Annotated in this window: 16 protein-coding genes and 1 pseudogene; 15 read left to right on the forward strand and 2 right to left on the reverse strand. The window is 61.4% G+C overall.

Annotated features, from left to right (window positions below):
• Positions 1–193: pseudogene (locus tag FVP33_RS08555) on the reverse strand (IS3-like element ISMyma3 family transposase); the annotation flags it as partial.
• A gap of 108 nt (positions 194–301) precedes the next feature.
• Positions 302–889: a TetR/AcrR family transcriptional regulator gene (locus tag FVP33_RS08560; protein ID WP_187270639.1), complete on the reverse strand. Its 588-nt coding sequence runs from the start codon at positions 887–889 to the stop codon at positions 302–304.
• Between the two features lie 802 nt (positions 890–1,691).
• Here FVP33_RS08560 and FVP33_RS08565 point away from each other — a divergent pair.
• From FVP33_RS08565 to FVP33_RS08635, 15 genes are all read left to right on the forward strand, one after another.
• Positions 1,692–2,654: a LysR family transcriptional regulator gene (locus FVP33_RS08565; RefSeq protein WP_147783248.1), complete on the forward strand. Its 963-nt coding sequence runs from the start codon at positions 1,692–1,694 to the stop codon at positions 2,652–2,654.
• A 64-nt stretch (positions 2,655–2,718) separates the two neighbouring features.
• Positions 2,719–3,663, forward strand: a complete 945-nt coding sequence (locus FVP33_RS08570; protein ID WP_187270640.1) for a fumarylacetoacetate hydrolase family protein — start codon at positions 2,719–2,721, stop codon at positions 3,661–3,663.
• Positions 3,664–3,733: 70 nt separating this feature from the next.
• Positions 3,734–4,132, forward strand: a complete 399-nt coding sequence (locus FVP33_RS08575) for a nuclear transport factor 2 family protein (protein ID WP_147783250.1) — start codon at positions 3,734–3,736, stop codon at positions 4,130–4,132.
• Positions 4,133–4,222: 90 nt separating this feature from the next.
• Positions 4,223–5,017 (forward strand): SDR family NAD(P)-dependent oxidoreductase, encoded by a 795-nt coding sequence (locus FVP33_RS08580; protein ID WP_147783251.1) that lies wholly within the window; start codon positions 4,223–4,225, stop codon positions 5,015–5,017.
• Between the two features lie 44 nt (positions 5,018–5,061).
• Positions 5,062–6,186: a DUF3500 domain-containing protein gene (locus FVP33_RS08585; protein ID WP_222706668.1), complete on the forward strand. Its 1,125-nt coding sequence runs from the start codon at positions 5,062–5,064 to the stop codon at positions 6,184–6,186.
• Positions 6,187–6,326: 140 nt separating this feature from the next.
• Positions 6,327–7,067, forward strand: coding sequence for an RraA family protein (locus FVP33_RS08590; protein WP_147783252.1), 741 nt, complete (start codon positions 6,327–6,329; stop codon positions 7,065–7,067).
• A gap of 28 nt (positions 7,068–7,095) precedes the next feature.
• Positions 7,096–8,610, forward strand: a complete 1,515-nt coding sequence (locus tag FVP33_RS08595) for an AMP-binding protein (RefSeq protein WP_246142261.1) — start codon at positions 7,096–7,098, stop codon at positions 8,608–8,610.
• 333 nt (positions 8,611–8,943) lie between these two features.
• On the forward strand, positions 8,944–9,261 hold the full coding sequence (locus tag FVP33_RS19475) for a hypothetical protein (RefSeq protein WP_187270653.1): 318 nt from the start codon (positions 8,944–8,946) through the stop codon (positions 9,259–9,261).
• Between the two features lie 580 nt (positions 9,262–9,841).
• Positions 9,842–10,405 (forward strand): VOC family protein, encoded by a 564-nt coding sequence (locus tag FVP33_RS08605; protein ID WP_147783254.1) that lies wholly within the window; start codon positions 9,842–9,844, stop codon positions 10,403–10,405.
• Between the two features lie 89 nt (positions 10,406–10,494).
• A complete protein-coding gene (locus FVP33_RS08610; RefSeq protein WP_147783255.1) occupies positions 10,495–12,072 on the forward strand; it encodes an FAD-dependent oxidoreductase in 1,578 nt (525 codons plus the stop codon).
• Positions 12,069–12,578 carry a VOC family protein gene (locus tag FVP33_RS08615; protein WP_187270641.1) on the forward strand — a complete coding sequence of 170 codons (510 nt, stop codon included), beginning with the start codon at positions 12,069–12,071 and terminating at the stop codon, positions 12,576–12,578. The genes FVP33_RS08610 and FVP33_RS08615 overlap by 4 nt, the downstream gene beginning before the upstream one ends.
• An 86-nt stretch (positions 12,579–12,664) precedes the next feature.
• The gene (locus FVP33_RS08620; protein WP_147783257.1) at positions 12,665–14,212 is read left to right on the forward strand and encodes a sugar ABC transporter ATP-binding protein; all 1,548 of its coding nucleotides are present in this window, start codon (positions 12,665–12,667) and stop codon (positions 14,210–14,212) included.
• A 73-nt stretch (positions 14,213–14,285) separates the two neighbouring features.
• Positions 14,286–15,407, forward strand: a complete 1,122-nt coding sequence (locus tag FVP33_RS08625; protein ID WP_147783258.1) for a sugar ABC transporter substrate-binding protein — start codon at positions 14,286–14,288, stop codon at positions 15,405–15,407.
• A gap of 191 nt (positions 15,408–15,598) precedes the next feature.
• On the forward strand, positions 15,599–16,537 hold the full coding sequence (locus tag FVP33_RS08630; RefSeq protein ID WP_187270642.1) for an ABC transporter permease: 939 nt from the start codon (positions 15,599–15,601) through the stop codon (positions 16,535–16,537).
• A 132-nt stretch (positions 16,538–16,669) separates the two neighbouring features.
• The gene (locus tag FVP33_RS08635) at positions 16,670–17,602 is read left to right on the forward strand and encodes an NAD-dependent epimerase/dehydratase family protein (RefSeq protein WP_147783260.1); all 933 of its coding nucleotides are present in this window, start codon (positions 16,670–16,672) and stop codon (positions 17,600–17,602) included.
• The last annotated feature ends 246 nt before the right edge of the window (positions 17,603–17,848 follow it).

Below are 17,848 nucleotides of genomic sequence, written 5' to 3' on the forward strand. Positions count from 1 at the left end.
CGTCCGACGTGACGCCGGGCCTTGCGCCCGCGTCGACCTCGTAACGGCGCTGCCACACCCGCAACGTCTCGGGACTCATCCCCAGCAGCCCTGCCACATGCCGGATCGCCGTCATCTGATTCGGGTGATCCACCCGCGCCTCACCGAGCATCCTCAGAGCCCGCTCACGCATCTCAGTCGTATATCTAGCCATCAGTTCCATCCTTGAGCAAAAGACGGAACTAAACCCAGGCCGAATCAAACTCGCGACCCTGTCCTGGGTGCACTGGGATTCCAAGAGAACAGTACCCAGCAGTGAACTCTAGTTTCGGTAGGGTAGCCCCGCGACCGTGATGTCAATTACCTCCTGCAGGTCTGTTGCGGGTATTCCGTTGTTCGCCTGAACGGTGATGCCCATGGCGACTGTCGACACGTACAGCGCCAAAACCTCGGGCGAGGTACCCGTGCGCAGCTCGCCGGCGTACAGGGCTCGCTCATAGGCGATAGCGAGCGACTGCTGGGTGAGTTTCCGTAGATCGGCAAGCTCGGCGGCAGCATCCGCATGGTCGTCAGCGCAGACGAGGGCACCTTGCACCATGAAACAGCCCGGGGCCTCGTCTGGGCGAGTACTGTCCTCCAAGAATCCGTCCAGAACCGACCGCGTAACCTCGGCCGCACCGCCTTCCGCCCTCACTTGTTCGAGACGTTTTAGCGGCCCAATCATGTAACGCTCTACGGCGAGGTGGAAGAGTTGCCGCTTGTTGCCGAATGCCCCGTAAAGGCTTGGAGGATTCACGCCCATTGCTTCAGTCAGATCGTGTAGCGATGTGCCGTCATAACCTTGGCGCCAGAAAACCGAAACTGCCGCGTCCAGGGCGGTGTCGTAATCGAACTTACGAGTTCTCGGCATGGTGTTATCCCCCTCGGAATGGACGTGGACAGGAATTGAATTCCGTCGATGAAAGTGGCGCGGCCGTCTGCCCGCCACGTGGTCATCATGTGGAAGCTGCAGTGGTCGCCAACCGGGGGAGCATTTCAGTCTGGTCACCGACTCCGTTAGCGGGATTCCTGAGAAGTAGTACCGTGCATCCATCGTTCTGGCTCGGCCGGTCGGCGGCGAAGTGCGGCGCCGAACTTTCAATAGTGATCGCTATACTACCAGCGTTCGTGCTATCACCAGGAGTGGGTCGAACGGTTGGCAAGCGGCGCGGAGGCCAAGATGACGACAATTCACAGATCGCTCGAGTGACTCGCGGAGACTGATCTTTACTTCGGGGGCCCCGATGCCACTGGCCGATTATCGGGGCCAGCAACGTGACAGTGAGACTTTGTGCGCCACGCGCGCGAAGTGTTTCTCCCGCCGCATCTCCGACCGACCGAGCAGACCCCACCGTAGTCCCGCAGCTTCGATCGCGCGGAGGGCGTCTGCGACTTCGCCACTCCCGGGCCGGAGTCATCTTTATTCCTCGAGATTCGCGACGAAGCAAGATCGTTTGCGTTCCCGCGTATGCGGGATCGATACAGAATCCGCGACAGCGACAAGAGATTCCAGTGCGAGGAATGGTTGCCATCCGCAAATTGATGGCTTCCCCAGAACATGAATAGTTTGGATGAGTCAAGGGGCGTAATGTTTCATCGAAGTGCCCTGTACCGCCACCGGTCCGGTCGCTACCACATCCTTCACCCGGGTGCCTCACGAAGGAGCGAGAAGCATGAGTTTGGAACTCAGACATGTTCGCTACTTCATCGCCGTGGCCGAGGAGCTGAACTTTGGTCGCGCGGCGGCTCGGCTGCACATGGCCCAGCCACCGCTGAGTGCGCAAATCCAGGCGCTCGAGAAAGAGCTTGGCGTCAGGCTTTTCGATCGGACCGGTCGCGGGACGACCCTCACCCGAGAGGGTGAAGTGTTTCTTCTGGAGGCTCGGCAGATCACCGATCAGGTCAGCAGAGCGCGACGTGCCGTGAATCAGACCGCGGCGGGAGACCTCGGCCGACTACGCGTAGCAGGTGTCCCGTACGCGTTTCTGGAGGAGCTCCCGATGGTGGTACCGAGATTCCGCCGAGAAAATCCCAACATCGTGCTTGATCTCCGGGAGTCTGGCACACAGGAGAGCATTGATTCGCTGCTCGCCGGCACGTTAGACATCGCGTTCGTCCGTGCCGGCGACCCGGTCGAGGGGCTGGAGATACTCCCGATGCGGACGGGGCGATTCGAGGCGATAGTTCCGGTCGGTCATCGGCTCGTGGGCGTCGGACCGATTGACATCGCGGACCTCGCGTTCGAGCCATTCGTCGTAACGTCGCGCGATATCTCACCGTATTACTACGACCAATCCCTTTCAGCCCTGGCCAACGCGGGGGTGACTCCCCGCACGGTGATCGAAGCGACCTCCATTCAGGCGCAGATCGGCTACGTCGCGTGCGGGATGGGTGTATCACTGGTACCAACGTCGGGCATGTCGCGGAGATCGAAATACGTGGAATGGATCGCGCTGTCTCAACCCATCATCTCAACCGAGGTGGCAGTCGCTTGGGCAGTCGGACCCATCCCACGTGTCATGGAACGCTTTCTTGACATCGTGCGCGAGGAAGTCGAAGTCGAAGTCGATCATGGAGCCCCAGTCGTGCCGTTGGTCCAAGACCCACCAAAGCGCAGGGTCGTCACGGCGACATAGTCTCAAACTGGCCCTCCAAGGCTGCCCGATAGTTGTCGAGTATCGGTGCCTATCTGAATTGGTATTGGACACTGGCGTGCCCCCGCCCGCAGGATTGGCGCAGGCGGCCATCGGAGCCGATGCGCCGGAACAACAGCCGGACAGAGACGAAGGGGTCACTTTGTTGGTAGCGCAAACAACACTGGGAATCGCCCGCGTCCTCGGCACCCGCTACGAGGTCTTAGACGTCGGACGCGCCACCGTTTCGGATCTCCTTACGTCGGGGCAGTTTAGTCAGCTCGAAGGGGCGAAGGTCAGCGCCACTATGGAGCGCGAGTTGGTGACGCTTGTGGCGCCCATGCCGCGCCCCGGCAAGATCGTCATTGTCGGGTTGAACTATAACGACCACGCCGTCGAAATCGGAGCGGAACTTCCGTTGGTACCGAGAGTGCACCTCACGTCGTCGTCGGCGGTGATCGGGCCGACCGAGGATATTCCCCTTCCGCGGATCGCCGACATGGCGGTGGACTTTGAAGGCGAAATGGCTGTGATCATCGGCGAGCCGGCCACCGACGTCACGGTCGCAGCGGCATGGTCGCATGTTGCCGGAATCACGGCGGCCAATGACATAACCGCAAGGGACGTCCAGGATGGCAGCAACCTTCACGTCGCGGGCCCCAACGTCGGACTGGCGAAAGGGTTCGACGGGTTCAAACCGCTCGGCCCAGCGATCCTCAGCAGGGACAGTGTGCGCGAGGGCCAGGCGCTAATTCTGCGGACGTTGGTCGATGGGGAAGTGCGCCAGGAGTCTAATACTGCCGAAATGCACTTCACCGTGCCGGAACTCGTCTCGCGGATCAGCCAGTACACGACTCTCCAGAGGGGCGACGTGATCTTGACCGGCACTCCCGGCGGCGTAGGAGTCTCCAGCGGAAGGTTCTTGCGAGCCGGACAACTTGTCGAGGTCCAACTCGAAGGCGTCGGATCGCTCCGCAACCGCATCGTCGCGACCTCGCAACCGCTTTCCTAACGGGCCCGCTCCGGCCGTCATTAGTCCACAACAATCAAACAAATAACACCGCGAAGGACAACACAAAATAATGAGCAACGCCAGCATCGTCGAGAACATTTACACCCACCTGGCCGAGGGCGACTTCAAGCCTATCTTCGAGGCGCTCGCGCCCGACGTGGAATGGATCGAAGCCGAGAATATCCCGTACTCACCCGGCCACTCCATCGTCAGCCCAGGCGACATCCAGAAGTACGTGTTCGACGAACTCGCGAAGGACTTCGCTGAATTCCACATGCCCGTCAAGCGAATCGTCGACGGCGGACAGACTGTCGTGGTGGAAGGCCGCTACACCGGCACAACTAACACCGGCAAAGACCTCGACGCGATCTACGCTCACGTCTGGACTTTCGACAACAGCAAGGTCGTGCACTTCCAGCAGTACAGCGACACCTGGCAGTGGCGTCGTGTCCTCGACGCCGACGCCTGACGACCAAACGTTATACCCCATCACCCGCAGGATACGAGTCGGCAGCTGTCGACGCGCTAAGGGGCCAGTAGTCGAGAAGGAGCACCCATCGTGGATCTGAAATTGAATGGCAAGACCGCCCTGGTAACCGGCGGGAGCCGGGGGCTGGGATTCGCAATAGCGAGCGAACTCGCGAGCGAAGGAACGCGAATAGTTCTCTTGGCGCGAGGGGCCGAAGCCGTTGAATCCGCGGCAGCCCGGCTTCGCGCCGAAGGTCACGAGGCGCTCGGCGTCGTCGCGGACACCAATGTTGACGGCGAAGTGCAGGCCGCCGTCGACCAGGCGACGGAGCGATTCGGGGGCATCGATATTTTGGTCAACGGGGCGGCCAAAGCCGCTGGCGGTCCGCCGACCGGGTTCCTCGACCTGAACGACGATGACCTGCGTATGGAGATCGAGACCAAAGTACTTGGGTACCTACGCGTTATACGAGCTGTCGCGCCGCAAATGACGGAGCGCGGCTGGGGCCGAATCATCAACATAAGCGGACTTGCCGTGCGGCGTACAGGCTCAATATTCGGCTCCGTCCGTAACGCCTCAGTCGCCGCGATGTCAAAGAACTTGGCAGACGAGCTCGGCCCCCGCGGAGTCAACGTGACGGTGCTCCACCCGTGGATCACCGAGACCGAAGGCGTCCAGGACATGATCCGGGCTGGCGCCGCTGCACGAGGGGTGACCGAAGCCGAGTTCGCGAAAAGCCTCGCTGCCGACGTCAGCATCGGGCGGCTCGTGCAACCTTCCGAGGTGGCGCACGTCGTGACTTTCCTAGCCTCGCCGCTGAGCGTGGCGATCAACGGCGACGCGGTCGCAGCGGGCGGCGGCCTATTGGGTCCGATCTTCTACTGACGCACGAAGACCGCGGGCAACGAAGGCCAGGAGGAATAAATGCCATGAACGAACCAGATACAGCGCCAAAGGCAGTGGCGCGAACGATGTCGCGCGCTGCCGCCGCCTGGCTCGCAGACCTCGACGAGGAGCAGCAGGGTCCCGCTTGGTGGGGACAGCCCGGGGGTGAACACGAGGCCGAACGTAGAAAGTGGTTCTATGCCCCGACGGATCATGGCGGGCTTCCATTCAACGCCCAGTTCGATTGGCAACAACGTCGCGCAATGCAGCTGGTGGCGTCGGGGTTATCGCCAGAAGGGTACGCCCTCGTCTCGACGATCATGGGTACCGAGAACATTCTCGACTACATCGAGGAGTTCTCGTCGGAGTTCGACACAAGACGAGGACGAGACCCGTCACGCTACTACCTCCGGGTGTTCGGAGACCCGGAAGGGGACGAGCCGTGGGGTTGGAGGTTCGGAGGACACCACATCTCCTTGAACTTTCTGATCGTCGGCGGGGAGGTGCGATCGACGACACCGAGATTCTTCGGTCTGGACCCAGCAGTCTCACCGCTGCCCGGCGGCGCGAGTCTCGACCCGTTGAAAGCGTTTCAGTCGACGGGCAGGGATCTCGTCAATTCACTGACGCCGAAAGCCCGCGCTGTTGCCATGCTCCTCGATCGCGCCCCCGCCGACATCGTCATGGGCAACAGGTCCGCCTTCACTGACGGGGCCACCATGCTCACCCTGCCGGAGATCATGCGGCGCAGGGCTGGCGACGACGACCTCATTGAGCGTCTGCGCGTAGGCGGAATCGCGCGAGACGCGCTGTCGAAATACGATCACGCCGACCACGAGCACGTCGCGGTGACGTCGGCGCCGAAAGGTATCTGCGGAGCGGAATTGGATCGGAGTCAGCAGAACCTTCTCGATCGTTTGGTGCGCACCTATCACGACGGGTTGCCTGCCGGTCTGGTGCCGAGTTGGGACGTCGAGAATCTCTACTTTGCCTGGGCCGGACCGACCAACGTCGGGGCACCCAATTATTACCGAGTCCAGGGCGACGACATGTTGATCGAATGGGATAACACTTCTCGTAACGCGAACCACGCCCATGGAGTCATTCGGCACATTTCCAAGGACTTCGGCGGCGACGTCTTGGCGGAGCATCGTCATGCGTGGCATTGATCCCGTCGACCAGAGCTGTCCCAGATCCTCGTAGCCTCGGCCGGCGAACCGATTCGGGAGCGCAGGCCTCGGATTATTTGCCCGACCCTGGTCGGCGGCCGGAAGAGCAATAAACCACTCACATTAGAAGGAACACAAACATGCCTGAAGCACCAAAGCAGAATTTCGATTGGGTCAACGTGCATCCGATGCCCCAGCCCATCGACGACACTATTATCGCGCGGTTCCTGGCGCTCGACGACCTTTCAGCAACTGTGGCGGACGCACTCGACGCCCTCGGTATCAACGGGTGCATCGGTTCGTCCACTCTCGTCCCGACTCTTCCCAGCGAACGAATTGTAGGCCGGGCGATCACACTCCGGAACTCGCCAAGCAGGGTCGATATCTACAAAGCGGTTACAGACGGCACCTGGCTGATGGCAGAGATCCACGCGGTGGAAGTTGCGCTTCCTGGCGACGTCGTTGTGGTCTCGGGCCTTCCCGAGGTGTCGAACATGGGCGGGCTCGTCGCAGCGATGGCACGACGAGGGCAGCTTGCGGGAGCGATTGTCGATGGCGCAGTCCGAGACGTTGGGCAGTCCCGTAGGCGTGGGTTCCCGATCTGGAGCCGAGACATCACCCCAAGAACTGGTAAGTGGCGCGGAACCTCGGTGGAGATCAACGGAACGATCGCGCTGGCCGGTGTGACAGTCGAGGCGGGCGACCTGGTCGTTGCCGACGAAACCGGCGTGTGCATCGTTCCCCACTCGGTGATCGATGACGTCATCGCACGGTGTGAGGCGATCGACAGCCGAGAAGCGAAGATGTTCGACGACATCGCCGCCGGACTACCGATGTCCGAAGTGATCACACAGCTCTACGGCATCCACAGCGCCCATTAAAGGAGTCACAATGATTGTGCCCTTTAGCGTGTCCGACTTCATCAACCGCGCCGCCAGCGTTTATGGCGACCGAGTTGGGGTCGTGGACGAAGAGGACCAACCCGCCGTCTCCCTCGGCGAACTCACTTACGTGGAAGTTCTTGAGCTCGCGGCGCGCCAAGCAGCCAAGCTGGACGAGCTCGCGATCGGGGTGGGTGAACGCGTCGCCATAGTGTCGCAAAACTCTGCCCGGATGCTCACCTCGTTCTTCGGCGTCGCAGGAAGCGGGCGGGTTCTAGTGCCGGTGAACTTCAGGTTGCGTCCGGACGAAATCAGCTACATCATCGCCCATTCCGGCGCGCGCATGGTTCTCATCGATCCGGAACTAGATGTCGCCCTGGCGGAGGTTCGAGCGGAACATCGGATCATCCTGGGCGACGACGAGCGCATCTACGCCGAGAAGGGCGCGGTGCCCAAGCAATGGGTTCCTGACGAGAACGCAACTGCCTGCATCAACTACACCTCCGGCACGACGGCACGCCCAAAAGGTGTGCAGCTGACCCATCGAAACATCTGGATCGACGCGATGACCTTGGGACTGCATGCCGGCGTCAGCGATCGCGATGTCTATTTGCACACCCTTCCGATGTTCCATGTGAACGGTTGGGGTATGCCCTTCACTGCAACGGGGCTCGGTGTGACCCAGGTCGTGCTACGCAAGGTGGACGGCGCGGAGATCCTTCGCCGGGTGCACAAGCACGGTGTCACGATTCTGTGCGCGGCACCGGCGGTTGTCTCTTCGATACTCGAGGCAGCGCAGACCTGGGAGGGCGAGATTCCCGGTCGCGACAGGGTGCGCATCATCGTTGCGGGTGCCCCGCCGCCGACACGCACGGTGGTGCGAGTCGAGGAAGAACTTGGCTGGGAGTTCATCCAGCTTTACGGCCTGACCGAAACCTCGCCCCTCCTCACCCTTAATCGCACCCGCGCCGAATGGGACGCGCTGTCTGCGGAGGATCGCGCACATCATCTAATCCGCGCTGGTGCTCCTGCGCTCGGCGTGTCGCTGATGACCGCGCCTGATGGCGAAGTGCTCGCGCGTTCCAACACTGCGCTCGCCGGCTATTGGCGGCAACCGGCGGAATCCGCCGAGGCACTGGCCGGAGGATGGTTCCATACTGGCGACGGGGGCAAAATCGGTCACGACGGATACCTAACCATTACCGACCGTAAGAAGGATGTCATCATCACCGGGGGCGAGAATGTCTCGTCGATCGAGATCGAGGACGTGATCTTTTCCCATCCTGCTGTTTCGGAAGTTGCCGTAATCGGCGTCCCCCACGATAAGTGGGGCGAGACGATCAAGGCCCTGGTGGTGCTCATTCCAGGAAACCAGGTGACCGAGCAGGAGCTGATCCTATGGTGTAAGCGGAAAGCGGCCGGATACAAGGCACCCACCTCGATCGAATTCCGCGTTGAGCTCTCACGAACGGCCACCGGGAAGCTGCAGAAGTTCAAGCTCCGAGCCCCTTACTGGGAAGGTCTCGAACGCCAGATCAACTAGGCCGCGCGATTGCGATGACGTGAAGTGACGACCAGGCCAGTCCGGAGTGCAAGCCACCTGACTGGAAATGAGAGCCCCGTGCTCGGGCAGGACCGAGGCTGCTTCCGCGACTTCATACGCCGTCTTGACGAGAACGACCGCCGAACGCTCATTTGCCGTAGTCGACAACATGACTCGAAAGCTTCTCGAAGACCGCTCCCGCTCGAGGCCAGCCGAAGACCATTGTCAGTCGGGTTCTGGTTTCGCTCGGGACACTCCACCATCGTTTTCGCCCTCGCAGTCCTGTTGGCCCTCGGCGTTCGCGCCGTTGCTGGGCAGGTCGAGGATGACTCGTTGGCACCCGTCGAGCTAATCGGTGACTTCTCGAAAGAGACCGGAATCATGACCGGACCCTCAGCCGCGATCGCCAATTTGCCGATGGGCAACGCGGGCTACCTCATCGGCGCCCTATTCATCGCGGTTTGGGGCGTCGCCGTCGCGATCTGGAAGTTCGGCAGAACCAAGGAACGATGGTCTACGCCGCGCCGTGCCCACGGTGCCGCCAACGCCATACATGTGACGCGCTCTCGACGATCGCTGCTGGGGGCGCTGTCAACCAGGCACGAACGTCAGCCGGCACGCGCACTCCTGGCTGATGTAGACCGGCGATGAATCAGGCGCTGAGGGAATCAAGCGGCACCGGCGAGGCCGCGACGAGTCTGCAGCAATTGGGTCCAAGAATCGAACCACGTCAGCACAGTCGGGACCAATTGGCGCGGGAAATACGCCAAGTCCACGTCTCCACCGGGCCCACCAGCACCTCGAAATGTGCTGCACCACGACCCTGGCGGCCTCACCGGTCTGGATTGTGGCGGCTGGGTCGTCGTCCGCGCGACTCCGTTGAGTCTGTTCCGTTCCGCAATGCGGACGGGCTGCCCTGGCGCCTGTCCGCCTCGGGCCCGGCCGGGAATCAACTATTCATCAACCAGTTTGTTCCGCAGGACGTGCGGATCGCCCATACCTCGGGCATATCGATTGGGCGACGAACAAGTATTGGACCGTCGGACTTCGACGCTCCTACTATGAAACCACGCTACAGCGGGCCCCTTCCGGGAATCGATAGGGCAGAGACCCTGTCGTCATCGAAGAGAAGAAATGACCTGCGTCGTTTGACGGTGTGCAAGTCGATGTCTGATTTCTCGCTAAGTCGAATCGCGTGACTGCACCACAGACGTATCAAAGGAGATATGGAATGCAAACGAAGCCGCGAACCACAACTCGGGGAATCCCGACGGCAACCAACGTTGACCATGTCGGTTGGACAGTACCCGATCTTGAGCAAGGCGTTGCTTTCCTCGTTAACGTCCTCGGCGGGGAGGAGATCTTCCGGGCGGGCCCGTTCGCAGATCCTTCCGGCGAGTGGATGACCACTCACTTCGCGGTCCACCCCCGGGCGTCAACGAACGTCGTCATGATCCGCCTGGGGTCGACGCAGGTTGTGGAACTGCTGGCATGGGAGTCCCCAGATGGTCTAGGCGACTGGCCGCGGCCTAGCAACCTAGGCGCCACCCATCTGGCAATTCATGTGGGCGATGTCGTGGCGGCTATGGACTACCTCGAGGCACATGGGTGCGTCGCTTACGGTGACCCTGTGCTTTTGGAGAGCGTGCCGCAGGCGGGCGTCACCATACTTCAGGTCCAAACGCCTATCGGACTGTGGCTTGAACTGTTCTCATACCCCGACCACGAACTGCCATATGAGGCGACGACCGCAGTCCGACTGCTTCCCAAGGCAAAGGAATGGCGCAACGAATGACTGACCGGTGCCTCGCCAGGCCCCGAAGATCGTCCGCCTAGCACCCACTCCTTGCACAGCCCGCCCAATGCGCGGGCATAGTTCAGTTCGTGTGCGCTGTTTCGGGCAGCAGCATCACGAATCGCCGATGGATCGATGCGGCATCCAAGTCAACCCGTGGGCATTCACGCGCCCCAAACGACTCAAAGAACGCCACTGGGCGCTCGAAAGGACGAAAAGTGATCAACATTTCAGAGGAACTGCCGCGCAGCGTCGACGTCGTTGTCGTCGGAAGTGGCGCCGGCGGCGCCGCGGTTGCGGGAGAACTCTCCCGCAAGGGTCACAGCGTCATCGTGATCGAGGCCGGCCCCGGCGGAACCGGCGCACATGGTCGCAATCTCGACAGCACCCCGGCGGGCACCCGCGGATTCGGCGACTTCCTTGCGGGCGTCCTTTCGCCGCTCAACCAAGCTTCCGCCTCCCCAGCGGGGCTTCCCGGCCTGGTCGGACGGCACGGCGTCGGGGGAATGCTGGTCGCATGGACCCATAACGCGCCCACTCCCGACCGATGGGAGCTGCCCAGTTGGATCGATTACGACGGCTGGGACAAGCTTGTCTCGCGTGCATCGGAGCTGATGCACGTTGGCAGTGGAATCAGCACCGAAGACGAGCGTTACAACGAATTCGAGGACATCGTCGCGCGGCGCGTCGGTCCGTTGCCGACAGGTCGGCAAGTCCAGCCCGCACCCATTGCCGCGGAACGGAGGAAGACCGGCAGATGGAGGTTTAGCGGAGCAGATGATCTGCTTCGCGGCGCCCAAGCGAACATTCGAATCGTGACCGATCACGTGGTGCGCTCCGTAATTGGCAGGTCTGGAGCAGTGGACGGCGTACTCGCCTATCCCGTCTCTGGAGGCGGTCCCGTCCGCATCAAGGCAGGCGCTGTCGTCATCGCAGCAGGAACTCTCGGTAGCGCACAACTGATCGCCGCATCCGGGCTCGACGCTGGACCGGCCCTCGGCGCATACCTGACCGAACACACCATCGTCGCAACCCGGGTCTACCTCAAGGAAGCGCTCAAGCAGCGCACAGAGTCGAACCACTTCCCGCCGAGCGTATGGATCCCCGCGTCGGAAGCCCACGAATGGTCCACAACGATCAACGCTACTCAATGGAATTTCAACCCAGCGATCCCGGCCGAAGCGCCGTTCGGCAACACCATCGACCTAATTTCATTCTGCCCCGTAGCGCCAAACGCAGGCAATCGACTCCAGTTCGACGCCGGAACCGTCGACAAGTTCGGTCTTCCGACGGCGAGCGGACAACTCGAGCTGAGTGAGCGCGACTTCGAGGTGACGAGCGACGCACTGCGCGAGCTGTTCCTGCTGTCGAGTGACCTGGGCGACCTCGTCGACGGATGGGGCATGCGAATGCCCCAGCGCGCGGGTTCTCACCATCTCTCGGGTTCGTGCCGAATGGACGCGGTCGAATCTCAAAGCTCTGTGGTCTCGTCAGAAGGACGGCTATGGGGCTACGAGAACTGCTACGTCGCCGGGAACGCGGTGCTCGGCGAGCGAACGGCGTCGAACCCCACTCTGACGACGATCTCCTATGCCCTGCACACCGCCGACTCGATTTCGAGTCCCTCCACCCCGACGCTGGTAGCCGATCAAAAGGAGTTCGTATGATCATCGGAATCCACCATGCCTGCATCTCCACCCCAGATCTTGATCGGCTCAAGGCGTTCTATTGCGAACTATTCGGACTCGAAGAGGTGACCCGGTTTGGATGGGAGCAGGGCAACGAGCTCACCGACAGCATCGTCGGCCTCGACAACTCTGAGGCTAAGTTCGTCTATCTGCGCAGTAGTAACGCGTTCATTGAGCTCTTCCAGTACACGCACCCCACTCCCAACCCGAGAGACCCACATTGGCGGGTAAACGACTACGGCATAACCCATATTTGTTTCGAGGTGACCGATATCTACGGGGAGTACGTGCGCCTCGCCGCTGCGGGCATGCGATTCCAGAACGATGCCCCGATCGACGCGATGGGAATGCTTCACGTCGCGTACGGATTTGATCCGGACGGCAACATCGTCGAGCTGATCCAGTTCCCCGACCGGGTGAAGCGTAGCGAGTCGTCGTCACTGACCGGTGCGCCGCTTCTGGCCGTGACCGAATCCCTGCTGTGAACACCCGGCTGGGCAGGGCCGAGCGAGCGGGCACGATCCCCCGAGCGGTGAACTCTGCGACGGATCCTGTTAGGGGGGCGGCACCATTGAGTGGCGAACGAATTGACTTCGTTGACTCCGGCGGTGAGATGGTGATCGAGCAACTGCTGGCGAGAGACGTATCCATGTATTTTGCCGGACAACGCGCACTCGACCAAGTCGACCTCACGCTACGCCGCGGTGAGGTGCATGCTCTGCTGGGGGCGAACGGGTCTGGGAAATCGACGCTGATCAAGGTCCTGGCCGGCTATCACAATCCTGAACCAGGCGCCGAGGTGACCATAGCCGGCGAGCCCTTGGCATTCGGCTCGGCTCGTTCATCGCATCTTGCCGGCCTTCGCTTCATTCACCAGGACCTGGGCCTCATCGACACGCTCGACGTCACCGAGAACCTCAAGCTAGGCGGAAGCTATGGACAAACATGGTGGCTTTCCCATCGCAAAGAGCGAACGGAGGCTCGTGCCATGCTCCGCAAATATGGGCTGGAGATCGATCCGGGAATGCCGGTCGCTGCGCTCAGTGCGGCGCAGAAGTCGATGATCGCGATCATCCGAGCTGTGGAGGATGGACTCGCGAACGAGGGCGTGTTGGTCCTCGACGAGCCGACAGCGTCGTTGCCGCCTGAAGAAGTACATCAACTGATGGACCTCCTCAAGGCGCTGAAAGCACAGGGCGTCACCATTCTTTACGTCACGCATCGGTTGGCGGAAGTCTTCACGATCGCCGACCGGGTCACGGTGCTTCGCGACGGTCAGCGCGTGGCGACAGAAGCTATTGGCGCGGTCGATGCTGATGGACTGGTGGAACTAATCCTCGGCAAAAAGCTCGAAAAGCGAGAGGAGTCCTCTCGATCGGACACCTGGAACCCAGTGCTTGTTGCCGATCGGGTGAGCGGCGAAAACGTCGTCGACTTCAGCTTCACGGGCCATTCGGGAGAGATCCTCGGCATAACGGGCCTCGTGGGTTCCGGATACGAATCGATACTGGGTCTCGTCTACGGCTCCCTGATGCGTGACTCGGGAAACGTCACGATTCTCGGCAAGCAAATAGCTGCTGGATCGCCGCGCCTCGCAATCCGGTCAGGCATCAGCTATTCGCCTGCCGATCGCCGCCGACTCGGTGCCTTTCTCGGCTGGAGCGTGCGCGAGAATCTCACAATTCCGAAGTTGAATTACGCGCGCATAACTCAGCGACTGTCCCAGCGGGCGGAGTCCGCCGAGGCCAGGGACTGGATAGCCCGGCTCGACATCAGACCGAATCGTGCGGAAGCGGTGTTATCGGACCTCAGCGGCGGTAACCAGCAAAAGGTCGTTATTGCGCGAATGCTTCGTTGCCAGCCCGCTGCACTGCTGCTAGACGAGCCCACCGTTGGAGTCGACGCCGGTGCGAAGTCAGCCATCTACAGCGAGCTGCGTGACGCCGCATCCGACGGCGCAACGGTCATTGTCTCCTCGTCCGACGTCGAAGAGTTAGCGGAGCTATGCGACCGAGTCCTAGTGGTGGCTGAGGGAAGCCCAATCCGTGAACTGGTCGGGCGGCAGTCACCAGTCGATATCGCACGCATCAGCCTCAACTACAACGAACGAGCGGGCTGACGTCAGCCCGCACATGAAGTGAACGCCTTCAACCCAACACCAAGTCAGCACATTACATAAAGGAGTGTAAGAGATGAAAAAGCTACGAAACATGGGGGTGATCGCTGCGTCGACCGCGGCGCTGCTCACGCTCGCCGCGTGCAGCGGCACTGGCACGCCCTCCGACGGCTCGACACCACGCGGTGGGGCCGAATCCGCCATAGTAAAGGCGGACATCGCCAAGCTCGCGCAATATTCGAATGCGAAGCCATCAGTCGATGTTGTGGCCCTGAACAAGAAGCCGCCCGCTGGCAAGACGATGGACATTATCAACTGCGCTGTCCCGGTATGCGCGCTCTACACCAAGGATGCCCAGCAGGCGGCTGCGGCTTTGGGGTGGAAGACGAAGGTCGTGACAACACAATTTACGCCCGAGTCCTACACAGCAACGTGGACCTCTGTGGTCCAGGACAAGCCGGACGTTGTTTTCGCTGCAGCCGTGCTCCCGTCGGCCCTGGTTAAGTCCCAGGTCGACGCCCTGCATTCTGCTGGCGCTATCGTTCTCACTTATGCCGGTGACGCACCCGCAGGAGCCGGAACCCCCTACACGTACAGCAAGGCCAACAGCGCCGAGCAGAGCCAGCAAGGAATGGTGCAGGGTCTCATCGCGGTAGCTGATGCGAAGGCTGGCCCGAACGTCATGTTCCTCGCCGTACCGGACACCCCGTCAGCAGCGCCTACTGGAGCGGCTTTGAAGAAGGTTGTAGAAGCGGCGGGCGGGACGTTCAACTCGCTCAACGTGAACACCGCGGACATCGGCACCAAAGCGCCGGCAGAAGTCGTGAGCTTTCTGCAAGCACATCCGGCAGTCAAGTATGTGGCGCTTCCGTGGGATGACTGGATTTCCGGACTGCCGGGAGCGCTGAAGAGCGCCGGGCTCAGTTCGATCAAAGTGATCGGAACCGCGGCAAACGCCACGTCGGAAAAGGATCTCCAGACCGGCTTGATCTACCGCAGCATCGTTCACCCGACTGGGCAGAATGCCTGGTTCATGATTGACGCAGCCGTTCGCCAGATGGTCGGCGACAAGGTCGGCGACCCGAATCCAGCAGGTCCGGTCTCCGTAGTGGAACCGAACAACATCAGCGCCATAGGTGACGCGAGTCAGTGGCCACACCTCGACTCACTCTTCAAGAAAGCTTGGCGCGTAGGCTAATGGCTAGGACATCAGTATCTTCCGGGGCGGCGCCGAGAGTCGCCCCGGACGGGGCCGTCGCGGCAATCGCAGAGTCGCGTCCTGCGGGAGAGAGCATGCGGTCTGGGGCGAAGCCGACTTCGCTGACCGCCAACCTCGGACGACTTCGACTTGGCAGATATAGCGGTATCTTTCTGATCGTCGCTCTAGTCGTGATCTTCGGTTCCTGGATACCTCAAACCTTCCTCACGGCGACAACCGTTCAGGCAATCGCCCAGAACGAAGCGATCACCATCATCGTTTCGTTGAGCCTCATGGCCGCCCTCGCCGCCGGAGTCTTCGACCTGTCCATCGGACAGAACGTCGGTCTTGGCGCTGTGGTCTGCATCAGTCTCGTGTCCACATATCACTGGAATCCGGTGGCTGCCTGCGTTGCAACCATTCTGATGTGCGGGGCAATCGGTGGGCTCAACGCGTTGCTTATCGTGGTCGTGGGAATCGACAGTTTCATCGCAACGCTTGGAGTCGGTTCTGCTTTGCTGGCGGCCGCCGAATTCCTTACCAACGACCAATTCGTTGGTCCTACGCCGGCGAGCTTCCAGATCTTCGCGGAATGGCAGCCACTTGGCATACCCGTGTTGATTATTTACGCGCTGGTTCTGGCCCTGGCCGCATGGTATGTGCTGGAACACACCCCGGTGGGTCGACGACTGTACGCTACTGGAGCGAATGCCGACGCCGCGCGACTGGCCGGCATCGCGACCAAAAGGTACGTCGTGGGCGCCCTCATCCTGACCGGGCTCGGGGTCGGGGTGGCGGCGGTGCTGTTGAGCGCCGAGATTGGCAGCGTTTCTGCTCAGGTCGGCAACAGTTATCTACTGGCCCCGTTCGCCGCCTGCTTCCTGGCAGCAACCCAAATCAAACCGGGCCGCTACAACGTCGGCGGTCTCCTTGTCGCGCTGTTCCTGCTCGGAATCGGCGTGAAAGGGCTCTCGCTGGTCACTGGGGCTGTGTGGATCCCCGACCTGTTCAACGGGGTCGCGCTGATTCTCGCCGTTGGACTGGCCGTGATCCTTCAGCGGCGCACACAGAGACGGTCAAAGCGCCAGGCGATTTCCGCCGAGATCGGCGGCAGCAACCCCATGGAATAGACGTGCGCATACGTTCAGGGGGCCGGTCGGAGTGGCGGGCCGAAAACACTAGCTTGCCGTCGACTAATCGGTCGCGCGGGATTCGAAAAGTTCGAGATACGGCCAGAAGAGCCGATTACTAAGGAAAGTTCGATGACAAATGCGTTCGTTACCGGAGGCTCAGGATTTATCGGCCGTGCTCTCGTGCGGCGGCTTATCGCCGAGAAGCACTCGGTGCGTGTCTTGGTTCGAAGCCAAGAATCGGCCGACCTAGTCGCCGCATTGGGCGCCGAGCCGGTAGCGGGTGACCTGACTCAACCCGCCGCGTGGCGAAATACCGCTGCCGGCAGCGAAGTCTTCTTTCACCTAGCGGCCGAGACGGACGTCACCGCCGACCGTGCTCGCCACGAACTGGTAACTGTTCGCGGTACCCAGGCGGCCGTGGACATTGCACGACACGCGAACGTTTCGCGTTTCGTCCTTTGTAGCAGCGAGGCGGCGGTCTTGGCCGGCGACCCTCTAGTCGAGGTGGATGAGTCCGTGCCCTTGAGGCCGGACTCGGAGGCCGCCTACTGTGCGGCGAAGGCGAAGGCGGAACGAATCGTCATCGATGCCAACGCCCCTGGGTTCGCTACAGTCTCCATTCGCCCTAGGTTCGTCTGGGGTCCAGAGAGCATCCTCATCGAGGGCCTGGTTTCGGCTGCCCTTTCTGGACAATTTGCATGGATAGACGGTGGCCACTCGGTGACGGATGTCACGTTTGTCGACAATGCAGTCGAGGGCCTATTTCTCGCCTGGCAGCACGGACGTCCGGGTGAGGCGTATTTCGTTACCGACCAACGCCGGGTGATCCTGCGTGAATTCCTGGAGACCCAATTCGAGATCTACGGCGTTGATGTGCCCATCCCTGAACTCGATGCCGGCACAGCGGCGCAAGTTATCCCGGTCCCCATTCGGTGGTTCTTGGGCCAGCAGTGCACGCTGCGGACGGACAAGGCCGTCGCCGAGCTTGGGTACAAGCCGGTCGTCGCGCAGGACGAGGGTCTCACAGCAGTGCGGCACGCGATGGCGGGACGAAACCGGTAAAGAGGGCTCCCCTGCGATCGCCCTAGGAGTCTCCACCGGCGATATTCTCCGCGAGGCGGTCAGACTTTGCGTCGAGCGGGGCCTGCGGATTGGCCGGACTCGCGCGGCGTGTCAGTTCGTGTCGAACGATCCGACCAACACCGTCGTGAACCGGACGCGATTCGTTGTCACCTCAGCCCGTTTGAGTTCATTGACGTCGGCGTCGGATTGGTCGCGGACCGCGCATAGTCGACCAGCGGACGTCAG

The sequence above is a fragment of the Lacisediminihabitans profunda genome (assembly GCF_008040105.1).
Lineage (GTDB): Bacteria > Actinomycetota > Actinomycetes > Actinomycetales > Microbacteriaceae > Lacisediminihabitans > Lacisediminihabitans profunda.

Bases quoted from the DNA above. Each gene is read 5' to 3' on its own strand.
- FVP33_RS08605 (WP_147783254.1), top strand. From the start codon at position 9,842: ATGCAAACGAAGCCGCGAACCACAACTCGGGGAATCCCGACGGCAACC.
- FVP33_RS08615 (WP_187270641.1), top strand. From the start codon at position 12,069: ATGATCATCGGAATCCACCATGCCTGCATCTCCACCCCAGATCTTGAT.
- FVP33_RS08590 (WP_147783252.1), top strand. From the start codon at position 6,327: ATGCCTGAAGCACCAAAGCAGAATTTCGATTGGGTCAACGTGCATCCG.
- FVP33_RS08560 (WP_187270639.1), bottom strand. From the start codon at position 889: ATGCCGAGAACTCGTAAGTTCGATTACGACACCGCCCTGGACGCGGCA.
- FVP33_RS08565 (WP_147783248.1), top strand. From the start codon at position 1,692: ATGAGTTTGGAACTCAGACATGTTCGCTACTTCATCGCCGTGGCCGAG.
- FVP33_RS08635 (WP_147783260.1), top strand. From the start codon at position 16,670: ATGACAAATGCGTTCGTTACCGGAGGCTCAGGATTTATCGGCCGTGCT.
- FVP33_RS08575 (WP_147783250.1), top strand. From the start codon at position 3,734: ATGAGCAACGCCAGCATCGTCGAGAACATTTACACCCACCTGGCCGAG.
- FVP33_RS08585 (WP_222706668.1), top strand. From the start codon at position 5,062: ATGAACGAACCAGATACAGCGCCAAAGGCAGTGGCGCGAACGATGTCG.
- FVP33_RS08625 (WP_147783258.1), top strand. From the start codon at position 14,286: ATGAAAAAGCTACGAAACATGGGGGTGATCGCTGCGTCGACCGCGGCG.